22 protein-coding genes are annotated in these 25,471 nt (G+C 63.9%); 6 read left to right on the top strand and 16 right to left on the bottom strand.

Going from position 1 to position 25,471, the window contains the following annotated elements; genetic code table 11:
- Positions 1-10: 10 nt before the first annotated feature.
- The 4 genes from ACF8SD_RS05995 to pmbA form a co-directional block, all read right to left on the bottom strand.
- Positions 11-622 (bottom strand): superoxide dismutase, encoded by a 612-nt coding sequence (locus tag ACF8SD_RS05995; protein ID WP_173891649.1) that lies wholly within the window; start codon positions 620-622, stop codon positions 11-13.
- 105 nt (positions 623-727) lie between these two features.
- Entirely contained in the window at positions 728-2,104 is a 1,377-nt protein-coding gene (locus tag ACF8SD_RS06000; RefSeq protein WP_392484082.1) for a class II fumarate hydratase, read from the bottom strand.
- A complete protein-coding gene (locus tag ACF8SD_RS06005) occupies positions 2,097-2,492 on the bottom strand; it encodes a FagA protein (RefSeq protein WP_392484083.1) in 396 nt (131 codons plus the stop codon). The genes ACF8SD_RS06000 and ACF8SD_RS06005 overlap by 8 nt, the downstream gene beginning before the upstream one ends.
- Before the next feature lie 229 nt (positions 2,493-2,721).
- Positions 2,722-4,068: a metalloprotease PmbA gene (gene pmbA / locus ACF8SD_RS06010; protein ID WP_392484084.1), complete on the bottom strand. Its 1,347-nt coding sequence runs from the start codon at positions 4,066-4,068 to the stop codon at positions 2,722-2,724.
- Positions 4,069-4,176: 108 nt separating this feature from the next.
- Between pmbA and yjgA the strand changes: the two genes are divergently transcribed.
- Positions 4,177-4,698, top strand: coding sequence for a ribosome biogenesis factor YjgA (gene yjgA / locus ACF8SD_RS06015; protein ID WP_009683052.1), 522 nt, complete (start codon positions 4,177-4,179; stop codon positions 4,696-4,698).
- Positions 4,699-4,812: 114 nt separating this feature from the next.
- Here yjgA and tldD read toward each other — a convergent pair whose 3' ends face one another.
- The 8 genes from tldD to mreB all read right to left on the bottom strand — a co-directional run bounded on the left by tldD (position 4,813) and on the right by mreB (position 15,960).
- Complete coding sequence (tldD, locus tag ACF8SD_RS06020) at positions 4,813-6,252, bottom strand: metalloprotease TldD (protein WP_173887679.1); 1,440 nt, start codon at positions 6,250-6,252, stop codon at positions 4,813-4,815.
- 2 nt (positions 6,253-6,254) lie between these two features.
- On the bottom strand, positions 6,255-7,106 hold the full coding sequence (locus ACF8SD_RS06025; RefSeq protein ID WP_173887678.1) for a carbon-nitrogen hydrolase family protein: 852 nt from the start codon (positions 7,104-7,106) through the stop codon (positions 6,255-6,257).
- Positions 7,107-7,120: 14 nt separating this feature from the next.
- On the bottom strand, positions 7,121-10,942 hold the full coding sequence (locus ACF8SD_RS06030) for a YhdP family protein (RefSeq protein WP_392484085.1): 3,822 nt from the start codon (positions 10,940-10,942) through the stop codon (positions 7,121-7,123).
- Between the two features lie 88 nt (positions 10,943-11,030).
- Entirely contained in the window at positions 11,031-12,488 is a 1,458-nt protein-coding gene (gene rng / locus ACF8SD_RS06035; RefSeq protein WP_173887676.1) for a ribonuclease G, read from the bottom strand.
- A gap of 54 nt (positions 12,489-12,542) precedes the next feature.
- Positions 12,543-13,181, bottom strand: coding sequence for a Maf family protein (locus ACF8SD_RS06040; RefSeq protein WP_392484086.1), 639 nt, complete (start codon positions 13,179-13,181; stop codon positions 12,543-12,545).
- A 32-nt stretch (positions 13,182-13,213) separates the two neighbouring features.
- Positions 13,214-13,702: a rod shape-determining protein MreD gene (gene mreD / locus ACF8SD_RS06045; RefSeq protein ID WP_029885529.1), complete on the bottom strand. Its 489-nt coding sequence runs from the start codon at positions 13,700-13,702 to the stop codon at positions 13,214-13,216.
- A complete protein-coding gene (gene mreC / locus ACF8SD_RS06050) occupies positions 13,702-14,727 on the bottom strand; it encodes a rod shape-determining protein MreC (RefSeq protein ID WP_392484099.1) in 1,026 nt (341 codons plus the stop codon). Before mreC ends, mreD begins: the two co-directional genes overlap by 1 nt.
- Before the next feature lie 195 nt (positions 14,728-14,922).
- Complete coding sequence (gene mreB / locus ACF8SD_RS06055) at positions 14,923-15,960, bottom strand: rod shape-determining protein MreB (protein WP_003255163.1); 1,038 nt, start codon at positions 15,958-15,960, stop codon at positions 14,923-14,925.
- A gap of 205 nt (positions 15,961-16,165) precedes the next feature.
- Between mreB and gatC the strand changes: the two genes are divergently transcribed.
- From gatC to ACF8SD_RS06080, 5 genes are all read left to right on the top strand, one after another.
- On the top strand, positions 16,166-16,453 hold the full coding sequence (gatC, locus tag ACF8SD_RS06060) for an Asp-tRNA(Asn)/Glu-tRNA(Gln) amidotransferase subunit GatC (RefSeq protein WP_003255165.1): 288 nt from the start codon (positions 16,166-16,168) through the stop codon (positions 16,451-16,453).
- A gap of 15 nt (positions 16,454-16,468) precedes the next feature.
- Positions 16,469-17,920: an Asp-tRNA(Asn)/Glu-tRNA(Gln) amidotransferase subunit GatA gene (gene gatA / locus ACF8SD_RS06065; RefSeq protein ID WP_173887674.1), complete on the top strand. Its 1,452-nt coding sequence runs from the start codon at positions 16,469-16,471 to the stop codon at positions 17,918-17,920.
- An 11-nt stretch (positions 17,921-17,931) separates the two neighbouring features.
- Complete coding sequence (gatB, locus tag ACF8SD_RS06070; RefSeq protein WP_009685165.1) at positions 17,932-19,377, top strand: Asp-tRNA(Asn)/Glu-tRNA(Gln) amidotransferase subunit GatB; 1,446 nt, start codon at positions 17,932-17,934, stop codon at positions 19,375-19,377.
- Positions 19,378-19,487: 110 nt separating this feature from the next.
- Positions 19,488-19,862: a septal ring lytic transglycosylase RlpA family protein gene (locus ACF8SD_RS06075; RefSeq protein ID WP_009685164.1), complete on the top strand. Its 375-nt coding sequence runs from the start codon at positions 19,488-19,490 to the stop codon at positions 19,860-19,862.
- 60 nt (positions 19,863-19,922) lie between these two features.
- The gene (locus ACF8SD_RS06080) at positions 19,923-20,966 is read left to right on the top strand and encodes a calcium/sodium antiporter (protein WP_173891647.1); all 1,044 of its coding nucleotides are present in this window, start codon (positions 19,923-19,925) and stop codon (positions 20,964-20,966) included.
- Positions 20,967-21,043: 77 nt separating this feature from the next.
- On the opposite strand, the gene ACF8SD_RS06085 is transcribed toward ACF8SD_RS06080, so the two are convergent.
- The 4 genes from ACF8SD_RS06085 to ACF8SD_RS06100 form a co-directional block, all read right to left on the bottom strand.
- Positions 21,044-22,405: an amino acid permease gene (locus tag ACF8SD_RS06085; RefSeq protein WP_392484087.1), complete on the bottom strand. Its 1,362-nt coding sequence runs from the start codon at positions 22,403-22,405 to the stop codon at positions 21,044-21,046.
- A 56-nt stretch (positions 22,406-22,461) separates the two neighbouring features.
- The gene (locus ACF8SD_RS06090; protein ID WP_173887672.1) at positions 22,462-23,403 is read right to left on the bottom strand and encodes an AEC family transporter; all 942 of its coding nucleotides are present in this window, start codon (positions 23,401-23,403) and stop codon (positions 22,462-22,464) included.
- Positions 23,404-23,555: 152 nt separating this feature from the next.
- Positions 23,556-24,116 (bottom strand): response regulator transcription factor, encoded by a 561-nt coding sequence (locus ACF8SD_RS06095; protein WP_173887671.1) that lies wholly within the window; start codon positions 24,114-24,116, stop codon positions 23,556-23,558.
- Positions 24,116-25,372 carry an ATP-binding protein gene (locus ACF8SD_RS06100; RefSeq protein WP_009685158.1) on the bottom strand — a complete coding sequence of 419 codons (1,257 nt, stop codon included), beginning with the start codon at positions 25,370-25,372 and terminating at the stop codon, positions 24,116-24,118. Before ACF8SD_RS06100 ends, ACF8SD_RS06095 begins: the two co-directional genes overlap by 1 nt.
- Between the last annotated feature and the right edge of the window lie 99 nt (positions 25,373-25,471).

Here is a 25,471-nt window from a genome sequence, read left to right on the forward strand (position 1 = left end):
CCGCTCCGACTCACTTCAGGGCGTCGAGATAACGGCGTTGGACTTGCGCCCAGTCGATGACGTTGTAGAAGGCACCAATGTATTCCGGCCGCCGGTTCTGGTATTTCAGGTAATACGCATGCTCCCACACGTCCAACCCGAGAATGGGCGTATTGCCATGCATCAGCGGGCTGTCCTGGTTGCCGCTGCTTTCCACGACCAGTTTTTTTTCCGGCGTTACACTGAGCCAGGCCCAGCCGCTGCCGAAGCGGGTCAGGGCGGCCTTGGTGAAGGCCTCCTTGAAGGCGTCGAAACCGCCCAGTTGCGTGGTGATGGCTAGTGCCAGCTCGCCCGTGGGCTCACCGCCGCCCTGCGGCGACATCACGGTCCAGAACAGGCTGTGGTTGGCGTGACCGCCACCGTGGTTGGTCACGGCGCCACGCAGCTGCGCCGGCAAGCGCGCAACCGCAGCAACCAGTTTTTCGACCGGCCACTCAGCCCACTCGGTGCCTTCGACGGCGGCATTCAGGCCGTTGACGTAGGTCTGATGGTGCCTGGTGTGGTGGATCTCCATGGTCTGCGCGTCGATGTGCGGCTCCAGCGCGTCGTAGGCGTAAGGCAAAGCAGGCAAGGTATGGGACATGTCAGTGAATTCCATAGGCTTGTAGGCATGTTCGAACAGGCGGTTGGCGGCTCCCGTGGTGCGGGTCCAGTGCGGCACGGTTGCCTTCTGAACGGTGACGCAGGGTCATATGCCGCCAGCGGTGAGTTTTTCCGGGTCTAGCAGCGTTTCCAGCTGGTCCCGCGACAGGTCGGTGTGCTCCAGGGCTACATCAATGATCGGGCGGCCTTGCTGGTAAGCGGTCTTGGCAATTTCAGCAGCCTTCAGGTAGCCGATGATCGGGTTCAGTGCAGTGACCAGGATCGGGTTGCGCGCCAGCGCCTCCTTCAGCTTGCCCTCGTTGACCTTGAAGCTGGCAATGGCTTTGTCGGCCAGCAGGCGGCTGACGTTGGCCATCAACTCGATGCTCTCCAGCAGGTTGCGTGCGATCAGCGGCAACATCACGTTCAGTTCGAAGTTGCCCGACTGCCCAGCCACGGCGATGGTGGTGTCGTTGCCGATGACCTGGGCGGCGACCATGGCCGTAGCCTCCGGGATCACCGGGTTGACCTTGCCTGGCATGATCGAAGAGCCTGGCTGCAGACCTTGCAGTTCGATTTCCCCAAGGCCGGCCAGAGGGCCCGAGTTCATCCAGCGCAGGTCGTTGGCAATCTTCATCAGTGCCACAGCTGTGGTCTTGAGCTGGCCGGACAGGGCTACGGCGGTATCCTGCGAACCGATCAAGGCAAACAGGTTGTGCCCCGGCGTGAACTGGACCTGGGTCAGGCCGCTGAGCTGGCGCGCGAAAGCGGCAGCGAACTGCGGGTGGGCATTGATGCCGGTGCCCACTGCGGTGCCGCCCTGGGCCAGCGCCTGCAGGCTTGGCAGGGTGGCTTCGAGGTGCGCCTTGGCCCCCTCGATCTGCGCTGCCCAACCGTCCAGCACCTGGCTCAGGCGCACGGGCATCGCATCCATCAGGTGGGTACGGCCGGTTTTCACGTACTGATGCACCTGCCTGGACTTGGCCTCGATCACCTTCACCAGGTGCGCCAGGGCAGGCAACAGCTGCTCATGTACGGCGAGGGCAGCGCTGACGTGAATGGTGGTGGGAATGATGTCATTGCTGCTCTGGCCGCAATTGACGTGGTCGTTGGCATTGACCGGCTCGCCGAGCACACGGCTGGCCAGGGTGGCGATCACCTCGTTCGCGTTCATGTTCGAGCTGGTGCCCGAGCCTGTCTGAAACACGTCGACCGGGAAGTGCTGGATGTAGTCTTGCGCCAGCAATTGTTCCACCGCCTTGACGATGGCCTGCCCCTGGGCGGCGGACAGCTGCTCCAGCTCTACGTTGGCCTTGGCCGCAGCCGCTTTGGCCAGCAGCAAGGCACGGATGAACTGTGCCGGCATGCGCTGGCCGCTGATCGGGAAGTTGTCGACCGCGCGCTGGGTCTGGGCGCCGTACAGGGCTTGGGCCGGCACCTGCAATTCACCCATGCTGTCGCGCTCGATACGGGTATCACTCATCATCAAATCCTTGCATCAGTTCATCGGGAGAAATCGACGGCAGCAGGCTGCAATTGGCCAACTGCATGGCGTAGGGCTGCCAACGCTGGTTCTGGGCCTGGCGGTCGAGGTTGCGCAGGTCCAGCAACGGCCGCCAGGCCTGGTCCAGGCACAGGCAGCGCCAGGGCAACATGCGGTCGCAGGCGGTGTCGAGCAGCAGGCGGAAGGAGGTCAACGCCACCGTCCATGGCGAGGTTTCGGTACAGCACACCAAGTAACGGCCTTCGGCCAGGTAGTGCTCGATCAGGCGCGGCTCGTCAGGTTCGAGCGCGCAGCGGATCCGGCGGCTGAGCCAGCGCCAGTTTTCCAGGTAGGGCAGTTCGCGGAGGACGGAATTCATGAACATCATCGCCGAGTTACTGGATAATGATATTCATTATTAATTGATAAATAGAATCACTTCAAGGGGAGCTGATGAAAGAAGAAACCCGGCGCGAGGGCCGGGTCTTGTATTCCACTGAAATTCTTTATTGCCTGTACCGGCCTCTTCGCGGGCTTGCCCGCTCCCACAGGGGATTGCATAGGCTTCAAGCTGTGGGAGCGGGCGAGCCCGCGAATGGGCCGGTACAGGCAATGAATCAGCTACCTGCCACAGTCATCCGCTCGATCAGCACCGACCCAGTGTGGATATTGCTGCGTGTTTCAAGATCGCTACCAATCGCGACAATCTGCTGGAACATATCCTTCATGTTGCCGGCAATCGTCACTTCCTGCACCGCATGCTGGATTTCACCATTCTCGACCCAGAAACCCGCTGCGCCTCGGGAGTAATCACCCGTCACCATGTTCAGGCCATGGCCCATCAGCTCGGTCACCAACAGCCCACGCCCCATACGCCGGATCAGGGCAGCCTGGTCCTCGACGCCGTGGCTGACGAACAGGTTGTGTACACCCCCCGCGTTGGCCGTGCTGGGCAAGCCCAGCTTGCGCCCCGAATAGGTACCCAGCAGATACGACACCAGCTCGCCTTTGTCGACGAACGGTTTGGCGTAGGTCGCCAGGCCGTCGGCGTCGAACGCTGCACTGGCCAGCGCGCGCGGAATGTGCGGGCGCTCGTCGAGGGTCAGCCAGGACGGGAACAGGCGCTGGCCGATGCTGCCTTCGAGGAACGACGACTTGCGGTACAGATTGCCGCCAGAGATCGCCGACAGGAAGCTGCCGAACAACCCCCCTGCCAGTTCTGCCGAAAACAGCACCGGCACTTCGCAGGTTGGCACCGGCCGCGCGCCGAGGCGGCTGGCGGCCCGCTGCGCGGCACGCACGCCAATGCTGCGCGGGTCGGCCAGCAGGTCGCCCTGGCGGTTGACGTCATACCAGTAATCGCGCTGCATCTGCCCGTCGCCTTCAGCGATCATCACGCAGCTCAGGCTGTGCCGGGTCGAGGCGTAAGCACCGATGAAACCGTGGCTGTTGCCATACACGCGGCAGCCCTGGTGGGTGTTGAGGGTGGTGCCATCGGCATTGAGGATGCGCGGGTCGGCATCGAACGCCGCCGCTTCGCACGCCAGCGCCATCTCGATGGCCTTCTCGGGCTCGAGAGCCCAGTCGTGATACAGGTCCAAGTCCGGAATTTCCCGGGCCATCAACGCTGCGTCCGCCAGGCCCGAACAATCGTCCTCGGAGGTGTGCCTGGCAATGGCCAGCGCTGCCGCGACGGTTTCCCGGATCGCCTCCGCGCCACTGGCCGAGGTACTGGCCGAGCCTTTGCGCTGGCCAACATAGAGGGTGATGCCAAAGCCCTGGTCGCGGTTGAATTCAACCGTTTCGACCTCGCGCTGACGTACCGTGGTGGACAGGCCCTGCTCCAGCGACACGGCCACTTCGCAGGCACTGGCCCCTTGGCGGCGCGCTTCGGCGATGATCGCCTCGACCTGCTCTTGCAATGCTGGCAGGTCTTTCGGACCTACGCTCTGGACTGCACTCATGGTTCTCTCCACTCAAATTCTGCGTTCGGCGAGGGTCATTCTACGACCGGGCCGGACAAGCGGCCCCCGACTGGTTATCATGGCGGCGATTTCTAGCGGACTGCCACCATGGTTGATTCAAACGACGACGCCTTCGACGGCGAAAAAAGCAAAACCCAGATCAAGCGCGAGCTGCATGCGCTGGTCGAACTCGGCGAGCGCCTGACTACGCTCAAGGCCGATACCCTGGCCCGCCTGCCGTTGACCGACGAGCTGCGCAAGGCCCTGGCCGAGGCCAGCAAGCACACTGCTCATGGTGCGCGTAAACGCCACATGTCGTTCGTCGGCAAGCTGATGCGCGTGCAGGACCTGGATGCCATCCATGCCCTGCTCGAGCAGATGGACAGCTCCACTCGCCAGTACAACGAACGCTTCCACGGCCTGGAGCGCTGGCGCGACCGGCTGATCGACGGTAACGACGAAGACCTTGAACGCTTCGTCAACGAATACCCCGACACCGATCGCCAGCAACTGCGTTCGCTGGTGCGCCATGCCCAGCACGAGAAGGCGCGGAACAAACCGCCGGCCGCCGCGCGCAAGGTGTTCAAGTACATCCGCGACCTCGACGAGTTGCAGCGCGGGTTGCGCTGACAGGCTGAGGCCCTGCGGGAGCGGGCGTGCCCGCGAAGCAGGCGACGCGGTGCCCGGCACCGGCTTCGCCGGTGCTGGCGGACAAGCCCGCTCCCACAACGGCCCCAAAGGCCATCACGCGCCGGTACCGCCCACGGTGATCGCATCCAGCTTCAGGGTCGGCTGCCCAACCCCGACCGGCACCGATTGCCCGTCCTTGCCGCACGTCCCTACCCCGCTGTCCAGCGCCAGGTCGTTGCCGACCATCGACACCCGGCTCATCGCCTCCGGACCATTGCCAATCAAGGTCGCGCCCTTCACCGGTGCGGTAATCTTGCCGTCTTCGATCAGGTAGGCCTCGCTGGTCGAAAACACGAACTTGCCGCTGGTGATGTCCACCTGGCCACCCCCGAGGTTGGCGCAGTAGATGCCCTTCTTCACCGAGGCGATAATTTCCTGCGGGTCGCTTTCGCCGGCACGCATGTAGGTGTTGGTCATGCGTGGCATCGGCAGGTGAGCGTAGGATTCGCGGCGACCATTGCCGGTCACTGCCATGCCCATCAGCCGCGCGTTCAGCTTGTCCTGCATGTAGCCCTTGAGCACACCGTTCTCGATCAGGGTGGTGCACTCGGTCGGCGTACCTTCGTCATCCACGCTCAGCGAACCGCGGCGGCCTTCCAGGGTGCCGTCATCGACGATGGTGCACAGGCTCGACGCCACTTTCTCGCCAATCCGGCCACTGAACGCCGAACTGCCCTTGCGGTTGAAGTCACCTTCCAGGCCGTGGCCGACCGCCTCGTGCAGCAGCACGCCCGACCATCCCGAGCCCAGCACCACTGGCAAGGTGCCGGCCGGCGCCGGGATCGCTTCGAGGTTCACCAGCGCCTGGCGCAGCGCCTCACGGGCATAGCCCATGACCCGCTCTTCGGTGAAGAAACGGTAGTCGGTACGCCCGCCACCACCCTGCCCGCCGCGTTCGCGACGACCGTTCTGCTCAACGATGACGCTTACATTGAAACGCACCAGCGGCCGCACATCTGCAGCCAGGCTGCCGTCCGCTGCAGCGATGAGGATGCGCTCCCAGACCCCGGCCATGCTCACGCTGACCTGCTGGATACGTGGGTCAAGCGCGCGGGTCGCGGCATCGACACGCTTGAGCAATTCGACCTTTTCGGCACGGCTGAGCACATCGAGCGGGTTGTCTGCCGCATACAGGGCGGTCACTGATGGGCTGTGGAAGGCCTGCACGGTGCCGTTCTGCCCGGCGCGGGAAATCGAACGGGCGGCGCGCGCGGCCGACGTCAGCGCTTCAAGGTTGATGGCATTGCTGTAGGCGAAGCCGGTCTTTTCACCGGACTGGGCACGCACGCCCACGCCCTGGTCGAGGTTGAAGCTGCCCTCTTTGACGATGCCGTCTTCCAGCGCCCAGGTTTCCGAAATCTGGCCCTGGAAATACAGGTCGGCAGCGTCGATGCCGGGGCCGGCCAATTCACCGAGCACGCTTTGCAGGCTGTCCAGGGTCAAGCCGCCTGGGGCCAGGAGCTGCTCACTGACGGTGGATAACATCTGGCTCATAGTCACTCCGAGGTGGGCGCAGGCCGCAATGCGTCCTGCGAAAAAAAGCGCCGGTGGGCTACCACCGGCATGCGCGCCCGGATGGACGCCTGTTCTTCAATGTCGCGCTCGGCAAGCAATACCGCTTCGCCTTGCGCCTGTTGTGCCACGATCCGCCCCCAAGGGTCGACGATCGCCGCATGGCCGTGGGTGTCCCGTGGGCCTGGGTGGGTGCCGCCCTGCGCTGCCGCCAACAGGTAGCACTGGTTTTCGATGGCCCGGGCGCGTACCAGCACCTCCCAGTGTGCGGCGCCGGTCACCGCAGTGAAGGCCGCCGGAGCGCTGATCAGTTCCGCGCCCGCGGCACGCAACGCGCCATATAACTCAGGGAAGCGCAAGTCGTAACATACGCTCAAACCCAGCCGCCCGACCGGCGTGTCCGCCACCACCACGTGTGCGCCATGGGCAAAATCATCCGATTCACGGTAGCGGCCGCGGTTATCGGCAACATCCACGTCGAACAAGTGCAGCTTGTCATAGCGCGCAGCCACTTCACCGTGCTCATCGATCAGCAGCGAGCAGGCGTGCGCCTTTGCGTCGGGTTGGCCGACCGGCGGCAAGGGCAAGGTACCGGCGACTATCCATAACCTGAGGTCGCGGGCGGTACGTTTCAACCATGGCAGGATAGGCCCGCTCCCCAAGGCCTCGGCTCGGCCGATGGCAGCGGCGTCCTTGCGGCCCATGGCAGCGAAGTTTTCCGGCAGCACCGCCAGCCGCGCACCACCCTGTGCAGCCTGCTCCAGCAAGGCACCGGCACGCTGCAGGTTGGCCAGCACATCGTCCTGGCTGACCATCTGGATCACCGCTGCCTTCATGGGCACTCCTGACACTATTTCTCGAAGGGTTTCACAAAGGTGATTCTAGGCTCTTTCCACGGTCCTTCGACACGGTAATGCACGCTGGCAAAACGCGATACACGGTCACCGATCAGCCGGTCGACCAGGAACAACGCCCCGCCCACGGCTGGCGCCCCCACGATCAACGCGGCCAGCGGCAGGTTGTTGGTCACCGGTAGGCTCACCTGCAGGTTGGCATTGACCTGGTCACGTACCAGGTCCAACGTGCCTTCCAGCTCGAAGCTGCTCGACGGGCCGGTCATGGTGATGGGTTCGCGGGTCACGTACACGCCATTGCTGGCCGCCAGCAGGCCTTTGACCCGGTCATAGGCCAGGCCTTTGTCGAACAGGTCGGAGAAGTCCAGCCGCAGGCGGCGACCAATCGAATTGAAGTTGAGCAGGCCAAAGACCCGCAACGCCTGGGCACTGCCGTCGACCTCGACGAACTGGCCGGATCGCAACGCCGCGTCCATGCTGCCCGAGAAGCGCGTCAGGCTGACGGCTGCCGGCGAGCCTGGCCAACGGCCGTCCACGTCCAGGCGGAAGTCGCGGCTGGTGACGGTGGGTGCAAAGCCCCAGGCCTTGAGCACGTCGCCCAGGTTCTTGCCTTGCAGGCGGCCTTTGTACCAGCTGCTGGTCTTGCCCGTTTCACCCTCCCAGCCACCGCCACCGCCAATGCTCAGGCCCTTGAAGTCAAGAGCGATATCACTGGCGGTAACCCCACGTGCGGTGGGCCGCAGCTTGATCGAGGCGCTGCCGAACAGGTCGTCACCGCGGTACAGCTTGTCGATGCTCAGGTCCAGCGCCGGGACTTTGCGTGGGTCGAAGGTGGCAAGCGGGTCCGGCCCATCTTCGGCGCGCTCCTGGGCTTGTTTTTCAGCAGCGCTGGGCGCTGGCAGCCGCAGCGTCTGCAGGCGCACGACCATCGGGGCACCCTTGGCATCCGGCACGCGGGCATTGCCGATGACTTCCTGGCTGTCGAGGCGCAGGTCCCAGGCGGGACCGCCTCGGCTCAACCGCACCAGGGCCTGGTTCAGCTCGGTGCCAAACGCCTTGAGCTGGCCAATGCTCAGGTCCACACTTTGCAGAATCTGCCGCGCACTGCCACTTGGGTCGTCTCCGCCCAGCCGTGAGGCCTGCTCTTGCCAAGGGGCCAGGTCCAGCGCGTCCAGGCGCCCACGCACGCGCAAGCCCTGCGCAGCGGGCAATTGGGCGTCGCCGGTGCCCAGCAACAACTCGCCGCGGCCTTGGCCAAGCTTGTCGGCCGGCGCGGCGTAGGCAGCACGCGCAAGGTCACCGTAGCCGGCGTCGAAACGCCGCTCCGGGCCCTGTAGCGTCATACTGAAACGGCTGTCGCGGGTTTCCGCCGCCGCCTTGCCGAATGGTGCTGGCAAGTCGACCGTCAGCCCCTTGAGGCTGGAATTGACGCTCAAACGATTGTCCCGGCTGCCCAGGCTCAGTTGCAACTGGTAAGGCAGGTCGCCAGAAGCCGGCAAGGCTTGCTTGAACTGCAGCCAGTCGGTCAACGCCTTGAGCGCTACCTGGCCATTGGCATCGATGCGGGTCTGCATCTGCCCGGGCTGGCCCTCAGCCGTTATCTGCGCCGTGACGGGCTTGCCGAACGCTTGCAGGCTGATGCCCTTGCCGCTTAGGCCTTTATCGAAATCGAAGCTGAAGTCACCTTTCAAGCGGCTCAGCTCAAGGGTCGGCGGCGCGACCTTCAGGCGCGCGTCATGGGTGGCGAAGTCGACCTGCACTTTGGGCCGCTGCCCGTGAGCCAGCGGGATATCGAGCTTGAGCTTACCCTTCAGCGGCCCTTCACCCTCCCAATCGGCGAAGATCTCACCGGTGCCGATAGGCGCTTGCTTGAGGATCTTCAGGCCATCACCCAGGCTGCCATCGAAATTGCCCGTCAGGAACAGGTGGCTCTGCTGGCCCTCGTCGACATGCGGGATATCGACGTCGACGTCACTGACCTTGGTGTCCAGCAGCACCCCGCGCCGGGCCTTGACCCGCACGCCGCTGTCCTCGATGAAGACGTCGCCATCCACATGCTGGACTTGCGGCCAGCCCGGCTGGAAGTCCAGTGCGGCGTCATGCACCTTGAAGAACAGGCTGATACTGCGTGCCTCTGGCGCCGCGCCATGGTTCAGCGAGCCCTGGTACTGGAAATAGCCTTCGTCCACCGCGCCCTTGACGATGGCGCTGCGCAGCCACTCGTCGAGGGCCGGGCTGAGCACTTCGGGCAGATACTTGGCGGTATACCGGCCATCGCCGTCGGTCAAGCCGACGCGCAGGTCCATGTAGTCCTCGCGGCCTTCCTCGAACAGCAGGCGAATCAGGAAATCGCCGGCAATCTTGCCTTCTTCGCCCAGCACCTTCAGGTAGGGCGCGACAAGGGTGAAGCCCTGCTTGTCCAGCACCCAGGTCAAGCGCGCGTTGGCCTTCTGGTAGTGCCAGGGTTTGGCGAAGATCGGGTACAAGTGCAGCATGAAGGCTTCAGTGTCCAGGCGCAGCTCGCCATGGCCCAGGTCGCCACTGATACTGCCGCTGACGTTACCCGCGGCCGGGGCACCGTGATAGGCATCGAAACCGACCTTGTCCAGGTTCGCCTCGAACTGCAGACGCTGGTCGCCTTCGGCCTTGGGCCGGGCCTGCAGCCGCACGTTGCGCAGACCACCGGTCACTTTGAGGCTAGTGACCGCCGCCATAGCTGCGTCGGGTAGCGGTGCCAGGGCCTCGATCAGCGGCGTCAGGGGCGTGAGGTCGAGCCGATCGGCCTGCACCTGCCAGCTTTCATCGGCCGCCTGCTCGCCGGGGCGCTGCTGCACCTGCAGGTGCGTCTCCCAACGGCTTTTACCGAGGTCCATGGCCAGCGAGTCGACCACAACGTCGAAGCCCTGGTCGCGGCGCTGGAACCAGGCGCCCATAGCCAGGTTACTCAACGTGGCGGCCTTGCGCCCGCTGTAGGCGCCTTTCAGCTCAGGGGCATTGAGACGCACCACGGCCTTCTGCAACTGCCCTTTGCCCCAATCGACCCAGAACTCGCCGCCTGCATGCAATGCGTCGGCATGCCATTGGCCCAGCAGGCTGGGCGGCAACCACTGCGACCAGTCGCTTTGCGGCAGGCTCAGGTAGGCCTCGACCTGGCCGTCACGCCAAGCCTCGGCAGAAACGCGACTGCGCAGGTTCATCGCCAGGGGCTGGCCATCGGGCAGCGTCGCCCGCAGGTCCAGGGCCTGGCGCGAGGGGCCGGCCTGCAAGCCGGCACTCACATACGTAAGGGTCAGCGGGTCACGCTGCCACGGGTGCACGGTGACCTGGCTGTCGAACACATCGACGCGGCCCAGCTGGCGCAGGCGCTGCAGCAACTCGGCAGGGTTCAGCGGCGCATCGTCCTGCCGCGGCAGGCCCTCGAGGTTCCAGGCGCCCTGCCCGTTCTCGCGCACGATCAATTGCAGGCCAACGAGCTGGATACGCGACAGGCGTACCTCACGCGCCAGCAGGCTGGCCCATACATCAGGCACGACCATGACCTCATCCAGGCGCAACGCCTTGGCGCCTTCACCCAGTTGCAGGTCGCGCACCCGCAGTACCGGCGCCAGGCCGCTCCAGCGCCCCTCAAGGGCGCCCACATGTACCGGCATGCCAAGCGCTTGCTCGGCCTGGCTCTGCACGTCGGCACGGTACTCGGCTACCAGGGGTATCAATTCACGGCCGAGGCTGACATACAGCGCCACCAATACTGCCAGCAAGGCGCATATGCCCAGCCCCCAACGGGTCAAGGCGACAAGAACGCGGGTCAGACGTCCCATGGCCGTGGCCCTCCAAGTCGTTTATCCATGATGGCCCGTCGCACGGGTTTCGCCAGCGCGACGAGGCAGCGACGTGTTGCTGAGGGCCTCAGAGCAGCACCACGTCGTATTGTTCCTGCGAATACATCGACTCGACCTGGAAGCGAATGGTTCTACCGATGAAGGCTTCCAGTTCGGCAACGTTGCCCGACTCCTCGTCCAGCAGGCGGTCAACCACCTTCTGGTTGGCCAGCACACGGTAGCCTTCGGCCTGGTAGGCACGGGCCTCACGCAGGATCTCGCGGAAAATTTCGTAACAGATGGTCTCGGGGGTTTTCAGCTTGCCACGGCCCTGGCAAGCCAGGCAGGGCTCACACAGCACCTGCTCCAGGCTTTCGCGCGTGCGCTTGCGGGTCATCTGCACCAGGCCCAGTTCGGTGATGCCGATGATGTTGGTTTTCGCATGGTCGCGCTCCAGCTGTTTTTCCAGGGTGCGCAGGACCTGGCGCTGGTGCTCTTCATCTTCCATGTCGATGAAGTCGATGATGATGATGCCGCCAATGTTGCGCAGGCGCAGCTGCCGGGCGATGGCGGTAGCGGCTTCGAGGTTGGTCTTGAAGATGGTTTCTTCAAGGTTGCGATGCCCAACGAAAGCCCCGGTGTTGACGTCGATGGTGGTCATCGCCTCGGCCGGGTCCACCACCAGATAGCCACCCGACTTGAGCGGGACCTTGCGCTCCAGCGCGCGCTGGATTTCGTCCTCGACGCCATACAGATCGAAGATCGGCCGCTCGCCAGGGTAGTGTTCGAGGCGGTCGGCGATTTCCGGCATCAGTTCGCTGACGAACTGCATGGTTTTCTGGAAGGTTTCCCGCGAGTCGATGCGGATCTTCTCGATCTTCGGGTTGACCAGGTCACGCAGGGTTCGCAGGGCCAGGCCCAGGTCTTCGTAGATGACCATCGGTGCACCGCAGGTCTTGATCTGGCTGCCGATCTGCTCCCACAGGCGGCGCAGGTAGCGGATGTCCTGCAGGATTTCCTCGGCCCGCGCGCCTTCGGCGGCAGTGCGCAGGATGAACCCGCCGGCATCCTTGATGTTCTCGCTCTCCATGCAGTTGCTGACCACCTGCTTGAGGCGCTCACGCTCGGCTTCATCTTCGATCTTCAGGGAAATGCCAACGTGGCTGCTGCGCGGCATGTACACCAGATAACGCGAAGGGATCGACAACTGCGTGGTCAGGCGCGCGCCTTTGGTGCCAATCGGGTCCTTGGTCACTTGTACCACCAGCGCCTGGCCCTCGTGCACCAGCGCCGTGATGTTCTCGACCGCCGAGCCTTCGCGCTGGGAAATTTCCGAAGCATGGATGAACGCCGCGCGCTCCAGGCCAATGTCGACGAAGGCTGCCTGCATGCCTGGCAGCACACGCACCACCTTGCCCTTGTAGATATTGCCGACGATGCCACGGCGCTGAGTGCGCTCGACGTGCACTTCCTGCAGCACCCCGTTTTCCACCACCGCCACGCGTGACTCCATCGGGGTGATGTTGATCAGGATCTCTTCACTCATGGCAGGCTCTCGTCAAATGTTTCTTGTAATGATGGATGGCGAAGGAAGAGCTGGCTACCGCGGGTTTGTTACCTCTGCTGCAGGCACGAGCGGCTGCCAGCAGGCAATGCCGAACTGGCCGAGCAATTCTGCGGTTTCACACAGCGGCAAACCCACCACTGCCGAATAGCTGCCGGCCAGGCCGGTGACGAACACCGCGCCCAGGCCCTGGATGGCATAACCGCCCGCCTTGTCCGCCGGTTCGCCGCTGGCCCAGTAACGTTGCGCTTCATCGGCACTGATCGGGCGAAAATGCACGCTGCTGGCCACGCACAGGCTGCGCACGCGCAAGCCATCGTTCAGGGCGACAGCGGTCAGCACCTGGTGCTCGCGGCCGCCCAGATCAGCCAGCATGGCCAAGGCATCCTCGCGATTTTGTGGTTTCCCCAGAATACGCCCCTCGAGCACCACTGCCGTGTCTGCGCCGAGCACCACAGCACGGCGCTCGGGGGCCGTGGCGTTGTCGGGTTGGGCGAGGCAGGCCAGGCCAGCGGCAGCCTTGGCCCGGGCCAGACGCTCGACGTAAGCCTGGGCGCTTTCATCGGCCAGCGGGGTTTCGTCGATGGGGGCGCTGATGACGCTGAACGGCACGCCGATCTGGGTCAGCAGTTCACGGCGGCGAGGCGAGCCGGAGGCCAGGTAAAGCGGGTTCATGCAGACATCTCCCTGTCAGCGGCGCATCGCCGTCAGTTGATACGCAAGCGGCGACGCAGGTCGCGCAGGGCGAAACTGATCCACGGCCAGAGCAAGGCGCTGATCACCGCCGACCAGACCAATGCCAGGGTGGGCAAACGGTTGCCGGTCAGCGCGCTAAGCCACAGCTGGATCAGCTGGGCAATGCCGAAGATCACCAGAATGACCAGGCTTTGCTGCCACATGGGGAACATGCGCAGGCGCTGCTGCAAGGACAGCACCAGGAAGGTGATCAGGGTAAGGATAAGCGCGTTCTGCCCGAGCAAGGTGCCGTACAGCACATCCTCGGCCAGGCCCAGCACGAACGCCGTGGTCATGCCCACCTTGTGCGGCATTGCCAGGGTCCAGAACGAAACCAGCAAGGCTAGCCACATAGGCCGGAACACTTCCATGAACTGCGGCATGGGCGAAACGCTGAGCAGCAGGCCGATGGCGAAAGTCAGCCAGATCACCCAGCCGTTGTTGCGGCGCGATGCAGCCATCATTGTCTCCGGGTGTGGGCGGGGGCAGCCGGCGCTGCCGCCGGGGCAGTACCAGGGGCCGCTGGCTGCGCGGCCGGGGCCGTTGGCGTGGCCGGGCTGGCCGGCGCTGCCGGGGTACCTGTGGCTGGTGCGGCCTGCTCGCCGGTTGTGGCTGGCTGGCTGGCGGGCGCGGCGCCCTTGCGGTCGGCTTCCTCCTGGGCCATGGCAGCATCGGTGGCACGCTGCTCTGGGGTGCGCCGGTCACTGAACACCAGCAGCATGTAGCGGCTGCGGTTGAGCGCGGCGGTGGGGATGGCACGCACGATAGCGAACGGCTGGCCGGAGTCGTGGATCACTTCATTGACGGTGGCCACCGGGTAGCCGGCCGGGAAGCGCTGGCCCATGCCCGAACTGACCAACAGGTCGCCTTCCTTGATGTCGGCAGTATCGGCCACATGGCGCAATTCGAGGCGCTCGGGGTTACCGGTACCGCTGGCGATCGCGCGCAAGCCATTGCGGTTGACCTGCACCGGAATGCTGTGGGTGGTGTCGGTCAGCAGCAGCACCCGCGAGGTATAAGGCATCAACTCGACCACCTGGCCCATCAGACCCCGGGCATCGAGCACCGGCTGGCCAAGGAACACCCCGTCACGCTCGCCCTTGTTGATCAGGATACGGTGCGTGAAGGGGTTGGGGTCGACCCCGATCAGCTCGGCCACTTCGACCTTTTCGTTGACCAGCGCCGAGGAGTTGAGCAATTCGCGCAGGCGCACGTTCTGTTCGGTCAGGGCCGCCAGCTTCTGCAGGCGCCCCTGCAACAGCAGGGCCTCGGTCTTGAGCTTCTCGTTTTCGGCAATCAGTTCGGTGCGGCTACCGAACTGGCCCGCCACGCCCTGCCAGGCACGCTGCGGCAAGTCGGTGATCCAGTACGACTCCATCAGCACCAGGCCCATCTGGCTGCGGACCGGTTTGAGCACGTCGAAGCGCGCGTCGACAACCATCAACGCGACTGACAGCACCACCAGAACGAGCAGGCGAACGCCCAGCGAAGGGCCCTTGGAGAAAAGCGGTTTAATGGGCCGTTCCTCGTGGACGACTCAGGAGGTCATTGGACATGGGACAACGCACCAGCCTGGTTGCGGGTTGACGGATACGGCGCCCGTGTGGGCGCCAGCCCAGCACATACAGGTAGCACTGTGCGTACTACCTGTAAACCGGGCGCTCATGAACCGCGAGCAGGATCACTCGCTGGAGAGCAGGTCCATCGCGTGCTTGTCCATCATCTCCAGGGCGCGACCACCGCCACGGGCGACACAGGTCAGCGGGTCTTCGGCGACGATCACCGGCAGGCCGGTTTCCTGGGCCAGCAGCTTGTCGAGGTCACGCAGCAGTGCACCACCACCGGTCAACACCAAGCCACGCTCGGCGATGTCGGAGGCCAGCTCGGGCGGGGATTGCTCGAGGGCGCTCTTGACCGCCTGGACGATTGTCGCCAGCGATTCCTGCAGCGCTTCGAGGACTTCGTTGGAGTTCAGGGTGAAGGCACGCGGCACGCCTTCGGCCAGGTTACGGCCACGCACGTCGACTTCGCGCACTTCGCCGCCCGGGTAGGCAGTACCGATTTCCTGCTTGATGCGCTCGGCGGTGGATTCGCCGATCAGGCTGCCGTAGTTGCGGCGTACGTAGGTCACGATGGCTTCATCGAAGCGGTCACCGCCAACACGCACGGACTCGGCGTAGACCACACCGTTGAGCGAGATCAGCGCGATTTCGGTGGTGCCACCACCAATATCGACGACCATCGAACCGCGGGCCTCTTCTACCGGCAGGCCGGCACCGATGGCGGCAGCCATTGGCTCTTCGATCAGGAACACTTCACGGGCACCGGCCCCCAGGGCCGACTCGCGAATGGCGCGGCGCTCTACCTGGGTCGATTTGCACGGTACGCAGATCAGCACGCGCGGGCTTGGCTGCAGGAAGCTGTTCTCGTGAACCTTGTTGATGAAATACTGCAACATCTTTTCGCAAACGCTGAAGTCGGCGATCACGCCGTCCTTCATCGGACGAATGGCTGCAATGTTGCCAGGCGTACGGCCCAGCATGCGTTTGGCTTCGGTACCGACGGCGACGACGCTTTTCTGGTTGCCATGGGTACGGATGGCAACAACCGAGGGCTCATTCAGGACGATACCGCGCTCACGCACGTAAATAAGGGTGTTGGCAGTACCCAGGTCGATGGAAAGATCGCTGGAAAACATGCCACGCAGTTTCTTGAACATGGGAAAGTGACCCTGGGGAAAGCGTGGGTAAAAAAGTGCGGCAAACTCTAACAATGGCAGGGATTTTGGGCAAGGAGCCAATATGTTAAATTGGCTGTTTTTCCGAGCACGCCAGCAGAAATTCGCGGCTGTTAGACCGCCAAAAAGCTGACATGTTCCTCACTGCGGACCCAAATTCCGTTCTTTGTTTCCCTTGGAGATCCCCATGGCGCTTGAACGCTGCGACGTGGAAAAGATCGCCCATCTGGCCCGCCTGGGCCTGAATGATGGCGAACTGCCACGCATTACCGACGCCCTGAACAGCATTCTTGGGCTGGTCGACCAGATGCAAGCTGTCGACACCACTGGCATCGAGCCCCTGGCTCACCCGCTGGAGGCCAGCCAGCGCCTGCGTCCCGACCAGGTCACCGAAAGCAATCAGCGCGACGCTTACCAGGCCATCGCGCCATCGACCGAAAGCGGTCTGTACCTGGTTCCCAAAGTCATCGAGTAAGGGATAGAGCCTGCCATGCACCAATTGACCCTGGCCGAGATCGCCCGCGGACTCGCCGACAAGTCGTTTTCTTCCGAAGAGCTGACCGGCGCGCTGCTGGCGCGCATCAAGCAGCTCGACCCACAGCTCAACAGTTTCATCAGCGTCACCGACGAGCTGGCCCTGGGCCAGGCACGTGCCGCCGACGCCCGTCGCGCCGCTGGCGAAACCGGCGCGCTGCTGGGTGCGCCCATCGCCCACAAAGACCTGTTCTGCACCAACGGCGTGCGCACCAGCTGCGGCTCGAAGATGCTCGACAACTTCAAGGCGCCGTATGACGCCACCGTGGTCGCCAAGCTGGCCGACGCCGGCATGGTCACCCTGGGCAAGACCAACATGGACGAGTTCGCCATGGGTTCGGCCAACGAATCCAGCCACTACGGCGCGGTGAAGAACCCGTGGAACCTGGAACACGTGCCAGGCGGCTCGTCCGGCGGCTCTGCCGCGGCCGTGGCGGCGCGCCTGCTGCCAGCCACCACCGGCACCGACACCGGCGGGTCGATCCGCCAGCCGGCGGCGCTGACCAACCTCACCGGCCTGAAACCGACGTACGGTCGTGTTTCTCGCTGGGGCATGATTGCCTACGCCTCCAGCCTCGACCAGGGTGGCCCATTGGCGCGCACCGCCGAAGACTGCGCCTTGCTGCTGCAAGGCATGGCCGGCTTCGACGCCAAGGACTCCACCAGCATCGAGGAGCCGGTGCCGGACTACAGCGCCAACCTCGGCGCCTCCTTGCAGGGCCTGCGCATCGGCCTGCCCAAGGAGTACTTCGGTGCAGGCCTGGACCCACGCATTGCCGACCTGGTGCAGGCCAGCGTCAAGGAGCTGGAAAAGCTCGGTGCCGTGGTCAAGGAAATCAGCCTGCCGAACATGCAGCACGCCATTGCGGCGTACTACGTGATCGCACCTGCCGAGGCCTCGTCCAACCTGTCGCGTTTCGACGGTGTGCGCTTCGGCTACCGCTGCGAGGCGCCCAAAGACCTGACCGACCTGTACAAGCGTTCGCGTGGCGAAGGTTTCGGCGTTGAAGTCCAGCGCCGCATCATGGTCGGCACCTACGCCCTGTCGGCCGGCTACTACGACGCGTACTACGTGAAGGCGCAACAGATCCGCCGCCTGATCAAGAACGACTTCATGGCCGCTTTCAACGAGGTCGATCTGATCCTTGGCCCGACCACGCCTAACCCGGCCTGGAAGCTGGGCGCCAAGAGCAGCGACCCGGTCGCCGCCTACCTCGAAGACATCTACACCATCACCGCCAACCTGGCGGGCCTGCCGGGCCTGTCGATGCCCGCGGGCTTCGTCGACGGCCTGCCGGTCGGCGTACAGCTGCTGGCGCCGTACTTCCAGGAAGGCCGGTTGCTCAACGTCGCGCACCGCTACCAGCAAGTGACCGACTGGCACACCCGTGCCCCCAACGGCTTCTGAGGAGTTCACACATGCAATGGGAAGTTGTGATCGGGCTGGAAATCCACACTCAGCTCGCCACCCAGTCGAAGATCTTCTCCGGCAGCGCTACCACCTTCGGCTCCGAGCCGAATACCCAGGCCAGCCTGGTTGACCTGGGCATGCCGGGCGTTCTGCCGGTGCTGAACCAGGAAGCCGTGCGCATGGCCTGCATGTTCGGCCTGGCCATCGATGCCGAGATCGGCAAGCGCAACGTGTTCGCGCGCAAGAACTACTTCTACCCCGACCTGCCCAAGGGCTACCAGATCAGCCAGATGGACCTGCCGATCGTCGGCAAGGGCCACTTGGACATCGCCCTGGAGGACGGCACCATCAAGCGTATCGGGGTCACCCGCGCGCACCTGGAAGAAGACGCAGGCAAAAGCCTGCACGAAGACTTCAGCGGCTCCACCGGCATCGACCTGAACCGCGCCGGCACACCGCTGCTGGAGATCGTGTCCGAGCCTGACATGCGCAGCGCCAAGGAGGCCGTGGCGTACGTCAAGGCGATCCACGCCCTGGTGCGCTACCTGGGCATCTGCGACGGCAACATGGCCGAGGGCTCGCTGCGCTGCGACTGCAACGTATCAATCCGCCCGAAGGGCCAGGCCGAATTCGGTACCCGCTGCGAGATCAAGAACGTCAACTCGTTCCGCTTCATCGAGCGCGCCATCAACAGCGAGATCCAGCGCCAGATCGACCTGATCGAGGATGGCGGAAAGGTGGTGCAGGAAACCCGCCTGTACGACCCGAACAAAGATGAAACCCGCTCCATGCGCAGCAAAGAGGAAGCCAACGACTACCGTTACTTCCCCGACCCGGACCTGCTGCCGGTCGTAATCGAGGACAGCTACCTCGACAGCATCCGCGCTGCCCTGCCCGAGCTACCGCCGCAGAAGGTCGAGCGCTTCCAGCGCCAGTACGGCCTGTCGGCCTACGATGCCAATGTGCTGGCCTCCAGCCGCGAACAGGCAGACTACTTCGAAGAAGTGGTGAAAATTGGCGGTGACGCCAAGCTGGCCGCCAACTGGGTCATGGTCGAACTGGGGAGCCTGCTGAACAAGCTGGGCGTGGAGATCGACCAGGCACCGGTCAGCGCCGCGCAACTGGGTGGCATGCTGCTGCGCATCCGCGATAACACCATCAGCGGCAAAATCGCCAAGACCGTGTTCGAAGCCATGGCTGGCGGTGAAGGCGATGCCGACAGCATCATCGAAAGCAAAGGCCTGAAGCAGGTCACCGACACCGGCGCAATCGAGAAGATGCTCGACGAAATGCTGGCCGCCAATGCCGAGCAGGTGGAACAGTACCGCGCGGCTGATGAAGCCAAGCGTGGCAAGATGTTCGGCTTCTTCGTCGGCCAGGCCATGAAAGCCTCCAAAGGCAAGGCCAACCCGGGGCAGGTGAACCAAATGCTCAAGGCCAAGCTCGAAGGGTGATTGTTTTATCCCTGTAGTCCTGCGAGGGCTTCGCCCTCGTTCGCGGACATGCCCGCTCCCACAGGTACAGCGCCGACCTGTGGGAGCGTCGCACTAGGAGAGCACCTGACTTGCTAAAACGATCCCTCGGCACCCTCGCCCTGTTTTCGTTCCTGGCCGGCTGCGCCAGCCATGACATCGACCCGCGCGGTTACGACCAGACCGGCACCGCTTCCTATTACGGCTCGCGCCACCACGGCAAACGCACCGCCAGCGGCGAACCGTTCAACCAGCACGGCTTTACCGCCGCCCACCGCAGCCTGCCGTTTGGCAGCCGCGTTCTGGTGACCAACATGGCCAACCAGCGCAGTGTGGTGGTACGCATCAACGACCGTGGCCCGCATACCCGCGGCCGGCTGATCGACCTGTCACGCGCCGCCGCCGAAAAAATCGGCATGCTGCGTAGCGGCACTGCGCGGGTGCGGGTACAAGGGCTTAGCGACTGACGCAACAGGAGCTCGACCATTTTCGACCTGGCCACCCTTCCCACCTTCAGCCTGCTGCAACTGGGCACAGCCCTGCTGTTGCTGGTAGGCGGCGCCGAACTGCTGGTGCGCGCAGCCCTGCGCCTGGCGCAGCGCCTGCATGTGCGCCCGCTGATCATCGGCTTGAGCCTGGTCGCCTTCGGCAGCACCGCACCCCAGCTGACCGTCAGCCTGCAGGCGGCCTACCAGGGCGCGCCGGATGTTGCAGTCGGCAGCGTGGTCGGCAGCAATATCTTCAATGTGCTGGTGGTGCTCGGCCTGGCCGCATTGATCATTCCGCTGCGGGTTTCGCGCCAGTTGGTACGCCTGGACATACCGCTGATGATCCTCGCCAGCGGCCTGGTCTACGCACTGTGCGCCAACGGCCAGCTGGGCCGGTTCGAAGGTGGGTTGCTGTTGCTGGGCCTGGCCGGCTACCTGGCCATGCTCTGGCACCAGTCGCGCCATTACGCACGCACCTACCCTGCCCCCGACGCCGCCCAGGCCAGCGCCGGGCGCTTCTGGTCAGCCACCGTGCTGCAGGTGCTGTTCGGCTTGGGCCTGTTGAGCCTGGCAGGCCACTGGCTGCTTGAAGCCGCCGTCGAGGTAGCCACCGACCTGGGCCTGTCCGAGCGCGTCATCGGGCTGACCGTGGTCGCTGTGTGCACCTCTCTGCCGGAATTGGCCGCCGCCTTGATTGCGGCCCTGCGGGGCGAGCGGGAGATCGCCGTGGGCACGGTCATCGGCAGCAACCTGTTCAACCTGCTGGCGGTGCTGGGCCTGACCGCACTGGTGACCCCGCAGCCGCTGTCGATTTCACCCAATGCACTGTCGTTCGACCTGCCCGTGATGCTCGGCGTTGCCGTACTGAGTATGCCGGTGTTCTATTCCGGCTACCGCATTACCCGCGCCGAAGGGCTGGTCTTCCTGTGCCTGTACCTGGCTTACGGCCTGCACGTCGCGGCCTTCACCATGGGGCTGCCGCTGGCCGGCCGCCTTGAGCGGCTGATGCTGTTCTACGTGCTGCCGCTACTGGCCCTGGTGTTGCTGTACACCACCGTGCGCGCCTGGCGGCGGCAGCATTGAGGGGCATGGATAGGCAGCGCGCCAGGGCCACCAGGCGGCGAAAGGCTGGTGGCCTGCCCCTCACGAACAAGCCCGACTCAGTACTTCGCCTGGCGAGCCTTCTTCAGCTTGAAGGCCACCCAGAGCGCGGCAATCCATGCCGGTATCAGCATCACTGAAATGCGAATCGGCGGGGTGAGGTACATCACCACCAGGATCAACACGATGAATGCCAGGCACAGGTAGTTGGTCAGCGGGTGCCCCAGGCTCTTGTAGAACGGGGTGATGCCCGCGGCCAGCTTGGCTTTGCGAAACTTCAGGTGGGTGATGCTGATGCTCGCCCAGTTGATCACCAGCGCCGATACGGCCAAGGCCATCAACAAGCCAAAGGCTTCACCCGGCATCAGGTAGTTGATCACTACGCACAAGCCGGTGGCGAACGCCGATACCCCCAGCGCTGTCAGGGGCACGCCGCTGCGGCTGACCTTCAGCAACTGGCGCGGCGCATCGCCCTGGCTGGCCAGGCCGAACAGCATGCGGCTGTTGGCATACACACAGCTGTTGTACACCGACAGCGCGGCGGTAAGCACCACAATGTTGAGGATGGTAGCCACCAGGTCGCTGTCCAGTTCGTGGAAGATCATCACGAACGGGCTACCGCCTTGCACCACCTTCTGCCACGGGTACAACGACAGCAGCACGGCCAGCGCGCCGATGTAGAAAATGAGGATACGGTACACCACCTGGTTGGTGGCCTTGGGAATGCTCTGGCGCGGGTTGTCGGCCTCGGCAGCGGTAATGCCCACCAACTCCAGGCCGCCGAACGAGAACATGATCACCGCCAACGCCATCACCAGGCCGCCGACGCCATTGGGGAAGAACCCGCCGTACTGCCACAGGTTGGCTACGCTGGCATCGGCGCCGCCCTGCCCGCTGCTCAGCAACCAGGCACCGAAGCCGATCATGCTGACGATGGCCACCACCTTGACCAGGGCGAACCAGAACTCCATTTCGCCATAGACCTTGACCTGGGTAAGGTTGATCAGGTTGATCACCACGAAAAAGATCGCCGCGGTGGCCCAGGTCGGAAATTCCGGCCACCAGTACTGCACGTAGATACCCACAGCCGTAAGCTCGGCCATGCCGACCAGCACGTACACCACCCAGTAGTTCCAGCCCGAGACGAACCCGGCAAACTCGCTCCAGTATTGGTGGGCGAAATGGCTGAAGCTGCCGGCGACCGGCTCTTCCACCACCATTTCACCCAGCTGGCGCATGATCAGGAAGGCCATCAGGCCGGCGATGGCATAACCCAGCAGTACCGAGGGGCCAGCCAGCTGGATGGTCTGGGCGATGCCCAGGAACAACCCGGTACCGATGGCCCCACCCAGCGCAATCAGCTGGATGTGGCGATTCTTCAGCCCGCGCTGTAACCGCTCGGGCGTGCTCTGGTCTTGCATGAAGTGTCCTTTAGCTCAGTGAGGCAGTGTTGTTGCTGTTGTTTGCAGTCAAGGATCTAGATCCATCCGCCCCACTGCAAGATGAAAATACCAATGTTGGTGGTGATTGCTGCCATCAACGTGGTGATCACGATGATCGACGCCGCCAATTGGTGGTTGCCGTTGGCGGCGCGCGCCATCACGTAGCTGGCGGCCGCCGTCGGGCTACCGATGTACAGGAACAGAATGCCCAGCTCGGCACCGCGAAAACCACACAGCCAGGCACCCAGGGTGCCGAGCAGCGGTAACCACACCATCTTCACCAGGCTGGCATCAATGGCCAGGCGGCCACTGTCGCGCAGTGCCGCCAGCGACAGGGTGCCGCCGATGCAGATAAGCGCCAGTGGCAGGGTCATCTGCGCCAGGTAGTCGCCTGAAGTGAGTAGCCAGTTGGGCAGCGGCACCTGACCGTAGGCCATCGGGGTCGCCACCAGTACGCTGATGATCAGCGGGTTGCTGAAAATGCTCTTGCAGATGCTCCAGGGGTCGGACTTGAGGTCCGGGCTGTACACCGCCAGCACCACCGCAGACAGCGAGTTGTACATGAGGATGACCACGCCGGCGAGTACCGCCCCCAGGGAAATACCATAGTCCCCGTACAGGCTGGCGGCCAAGGCCAGGCCAATGACGCCGTTATTGCCGCGAAAGGCGCCTTGGGCATAGATACCGCGATCGGCCATGGGGCTGCGCCAGACAGCCATGCCCCAGGCAAAGGCGAAGCCGATCAGGGTCGCAACGATGAAGTAGAGGATGACCCCGGGCTGGACCGCCGTAGCCAGGTCAGCGTGGTAGATGCCCAGGAACAGCAGGGCCGGCATGCACACGTTGAACACCAGCTGCGAAGCGACCTGGTTGAAGTTGTCGTCGATCAGGCGAATGCGTTTGAGCAGCACGCCCATGAACAGCATGGCGAAAACCGGTGCCGTGATATTCAGCGTCTGGATGAGAAGGGCGAGCATGCGCTAGCGATCCTGGAGGGGTTGCCGTCAGGTGGCAATGATACGCCAACAGCCGGGATTTGCGGGGATCGCGGGGTGTTACAGATAAATTTCTGTACACACCGGCCCTATCGCCGGCTTGCCAGCGATGAGGCCGGTACAGGCAATATGAATCAGCGCCGAACTGGACGCTTCTGCAGTTTGCGCTGCAAGGTCCGCCGGTGCATGCCCAGCGCCCGTGCGGTGGCCGAGATATTGCCATCGTGCTCGGTCAGTACACGCTGGATATGCTCCCACTGCAGGCGGTCGACCGACATCGGGTTTTCCGGCACCAACGCGTCCAGGTCGGTGTGCTCCGACAGCAACGCCGCCAGCACGTCGTCGGCATCAGCCGGTTTGCACAGGTAGTTGCAGGCGCCGCGCTTGACCGCCTCCACCGCTGTGGCAATGCTCGAATAACCGGTCAGGATCACCACGCGCATTTCCGGGTCCAGCTCCAGCAGCTTGGGCAGCAGCACCAGGCCGGAGTCGCCGTCCATCTTCAGGTCCAGCGTGGCGTAATCGGGCAGGTCCTGCTGGGCCAGGATCAAGCCCTCTTCAGCGGAACTGGCAGTGCTCACGCGGAACCCGCGACGGCTCATGGCACGCGCCATGACCCGGGTGAAGGTGGCATCGTCATCCACCAGCAGCAGGTGGGGCAGCTCTTCGCTCTCGACCTGGTTTTCTTCGCTCATCATTCATCTCCTCGCTTGCCATAGGGCAGGCGCAGTTCGGTCAGGGTGCCACCCTGCTCATGACTATAAAGTTTTACCGAACCGCCCGCACGGGTCACGCTGGCCTTGCTCAAGAACAGGCCCAGGCCGAAACCTTTGCCCTTGGTGGTAATGAAGGGTTTGCCGATGGCTTCGGCAATGGCTGGCGGCACGCCAGGGCCATGGTCGCGAATGCTGATCACGATATCCTGAGCGTCCCAGTCCAGGCGCACTTCGAGGTCATCGGGGCAGGCATCGGCCGCATTGTTCAACAGGTTCAGCAGCGCCTGGGTCAGATCCGGTGGCGGGGTCAGGCGCGGCACCTGGCCGTCACGCAGGCGCTGGAAGCGGTAGCTGCTTTCCGGGCGCATCAGGTGCCAGCGGTTCAGCGCTTCGTCCAGCCAGGCGGTGACATCCTGCTCGACTACCGCCAGGCGGCGGTTGGCTTCAGCGGCGCGTACCAGTTGTTGCAGAGTTTCCTTGCACAGCTTCACCTGGTCCTGAAGGATTTGCAGGTCTTCCTGCAACAGCGGGTCGGTGTGGTCCTGGCGCATTTCATTGATCAGCACACTCATCGTGGCCAGCGGCGTGCCCAGCTCATGAGCGGCGCCGGCGGCCTGGGTGGCTACGGCCAGCAACTGCTCGTCGCGCAGGCTTTCTTCACGCCGCTCGGAGCGTAGTTGCTCCTGGCGCCGCAGCTCTTCAGCCATGCGTGCCGCAAAGAAGGTAATCACCGCCGCCGCCAGGGCAATACTCAGCCACATGCCGTACACCTGCATCTTGTCCCGCGCCATGGGCAGGCCTTCGAGCGGGTAGAACTGCACCAGCAGCAAGCTGTAGGCGGTCAGGGCAATACCGGACAGGATCAGCGAATACAGCCACGGCAGGGTCACTGCGGCAATGGCCAACGGTACCAGGTAGTAGGACACGAACGGGTTGGTCGAGCCGCCGGAGTAATACAGCAAGGCACTGTGGATCAACAGGTCACAGGCCAGCTGCAGGGCGTATTCCATTTCGGTGACGGGCACCGACAAGCGCAGGCGCAGGGCGGTGAAGGCACACAGCAGCGACGACAAGGCCAAGGTGCCGGCCAGTGATAGCCAGGGTAAGGGCAGCAGTTCGGTCCAGTAGGCGACACCGACCGAGCCGGCCTGGGCAGCCAGGACCAGCACACGAATGACGGTCAGGCGCCAGAGGTTCTGGCGGGTAGCGGATAACGGTTGTACGGCGGCGAGCATGAGCTCTCCTGATGAGTGCTCCAGAAAATCGGCTGGAGTATACCGAAGCCGCGCCCTCTGCTGCAGCGCTGCGGCAAAGCGCCACACTTTGTCACACTG

The sequence above is a fragment of the Pseudomonas sp. CJQ_9 genome (assembly GCF_043106615.1).
In the GTDB taxonomy this organism is placed as follows: Bacteria; Pseudomonadota; Gammaproteobacteria; order Pseudomonadales; family Pseudomonadaceae; genus Aquipseudomonas; species Aquipseudomonas juntendi.

Bases quoted from the DNA above. Each gene is read 5' to 3' on its own strand.
- ACF8SD_RS05995 (WP_173891649.1), bottom strand. From the start codon at position 622: ATGTCCCATACCTTGCCTGCTTTGCCTTACGCCTACGACGCGCTGGAG.
- ACF8SD_RS06000 (WP_392484082.1), bottom strand. From the start codon at position 2,104: ATGAGTGATACCCGTATCGAGCGCGACAGCATGGGTGAATTGCAGGTG.
- ACF8SD_RS06005 (WP_392484083.1), bottom strand. From the start codon at position 2,492: ATGATGTTCATGAATTCCGTCCTCCGCGAACTGCCCTACCTGGAAAAC.
- pmbA (WP_392484084.1), bottom strand. From the start codon at position 4,068: ATGAGTGCAGTCCAGAGCGTAGGTCCGAAAGACCTGCCAGCATTGCAA.
- yjgA (WP_009683052.1), top strand. From the start codon at position 4,177: ATGGTTGATTCAAACGACGACGCCTTCGACGGCGAAAAAAGCAAAACC.
- tldD (WP_173887679.1), bottom strand. From the start codon at position 6,252: ATGAGCCAGATGTTATCCACCGTCAGTGAGCAGCTCCTGGCCCCAGGC.
- ACF8SD_RS06025 (WP_173887678.1), bottom strand. From the start codon at position 7,106: ATGAAGGCAGCGGTGATCCAGATGGTCAGCCAGGACGATGTGCTGGCC.
- ACF8SD_RS06030 (WP_392484085.1), bottom strand. From the start codon at position 10,942: ATGGGACGTCTGACCCGCGTTCTTGTCGCCTTGACCCGTTGGGGGCTG.
- rng (WP_173887676.1), bottom strand. From the start codon at position 12,488: ATGAGTGAAGAGATCCTGATCAACATCACCCCGATGGAGTCACGCGTG.
- ACF8SD_RS06040 (WP_392484086.1), bottom strand. From the start codon at position 13,181: ATGAACCCGCTTTACCTGGCCTCCGGCTCGCCTCGCCGCCGTGAACTG.
- mreD (WP_029885529.1), bottom strand. From the start codon at position 13,702: ATGGCTGCATCGCGCCGCAACAACGGCTGGGTGATCTGGCTGACTTTC.
- mreB (WP_003255163.1), bottom strand. From the start codon at position 15,960: ATGTTCAAGAAACTGCGTGGCATGTTTTCCAGCGATCTTTCCATCGAC.
- gatC (WP_003255165.1), top strand. From the start codon at position 16,166: ATGGCGCTTGAACGCTGCGACGTGGAAAAGATCGCCCATCTGGCCCGC.
- gatA (WP_173887674.1), top strand. From the start codon at position 16,469: ATGCACCAATTGACCCTGGCCGAGATCGCCCGCGGACTCGCCGACAAG.
- gatB (WP_009685165.1), top strand. From the start codon at position 17,932: ATGCAATGGGAAGTTGTGATCGGGCTGGAAATCCACACTCAGCTCGCC.
- ACF8SD_RS06085 (WP_392484087.1), bottom strand. From the start codon at position 22,405: ATGCAAGACCAGAGCACGCCCGAGCGGTTACAGCGCGGGCTGAAGAAT.
- ACF8SD_RS06090 (WP_173887672.1), bottom strand. From the start codon at position 23,403: ATGCTCGCCCTTCTCATCCAGACGCTGAATATCACGGCACCGGTTTTC.
- ACF8SD_RS06095 (WP_173887671.1), bottom strand. From the start codon at position 24,116: ATGAGCGAAGAAAACCAGGTCGAGAGCGAAGAGCTGCCCCACCTGCTG.
- ACF8SD_RS06100 (WP_009685158.1), bottom strand. From the start codon at position 25,372: ATGCTCGCCGCCGTACAACCGTTATCCGCTACCCGCCAGAACCTCTGG.